This window comes from Campylobacter concisus, assembly GCF_002912895.1.
Classification (GTDB): Bacteria; Campylobacterota; Campylobacteria; order Campylobacterales; family Campylobacteraceae; genus Campylobacter_A; species Campylobacter_A concisus_G.
On the sequence record NZ_POZX01000029.1, the window covers coordinates 1 to 857 of the forward strand.

The window sequence follows — 857 nt, forward strand, 5'->3', positions numbered from 1 at the left end:
TACTTTGTTTTAAACTGCAAAAGCGTGAGAAATCTAACTAATTTACTATCGACTGGTTTTGCGGTATTTAGTACGATCAGTCTTTGATCGCTTGATTTTATGAGATTTTCTAGTGCGCTTCGCAAGGCTTTTGCGTCGCTATTTTCGTGGGATAAAAAATTTACTTGACCAAATTTCTTTCTAAGCTTTTCTAGTTCTAGGCTGGTAAAAGCATATTTTTCGCCAAGGATGATCATAGTCCTATCCCTTTATCTTTATTTTAAATTTGCATTATAAAATTCGTCTAATTATACCCAAACGTGCTAATTGCATTTTTAAAAAATATATTAAGGTTAAAATATGTCTCATAAATTTTTCGCTGTGTTAGTTCTATCGCTGATTTGTGCCGTCTCTTTTACGCTCTCAAACACACTTTTAGCTAAATTTCACACTAGCCCACTCATCATCTCCATCATTTTAGGCGCCGTTTTTGCAAATCTTTTTACCAAGCAGACACAAATTTTAAAATCTAGTGGCGTCGTAGCGATCGCTGGGAAGCAAATTTTAAGGCTAGGCATCATACTTTTTGGCTTTAACATAAGCCTTAGCGAGATCGCAAGTGTCGGCACCCTTGGCGTGATATACTCAGCTTTTATGGTATTTGCGACCTTTTCTTTTGCGCTTTTTGTAGCTAGGACTTTGGGATTTAGTAAGGATAGCGCCGTGCTCATTGGCTCAGGGGCTAGTATATGCGGCGCAGCTGCTGTTATGGCTACTCAAAATGAGATAAATGCTGATGCTAACAAGCTTGCTATCGCTATTTGCACAGTGGTGCTCTTTGGGATCATCTGCATGGTTACCTATCCATTTTTCGCTAA

At 38.3% G+C, this 857-nt stretch carries 1 protein-coding gene and 1 pseudogene; one reads left to right on the forward strand and one right to left on the reverse strand.

All coding sequences use genetic code 11. The features are described from left to right. Positions 1-236, reverse strand: a pseudogene (locus CYP51_RS03285) (sugar transferase); the annotation flags it as partial. Between the two features lie 103 nt (positions 237-339). Here CYP51_RS03285 and CYP51_RS03290 point away from each other — a divergent pair. After that, a partial coding sequence (locus tag CYP51_RS03290; protein ID WP_141089683.1) for a putative sulfate exporter family transporter occupies positions 340-857 on the forward strand: 518 nt, incomplete at its 3' end.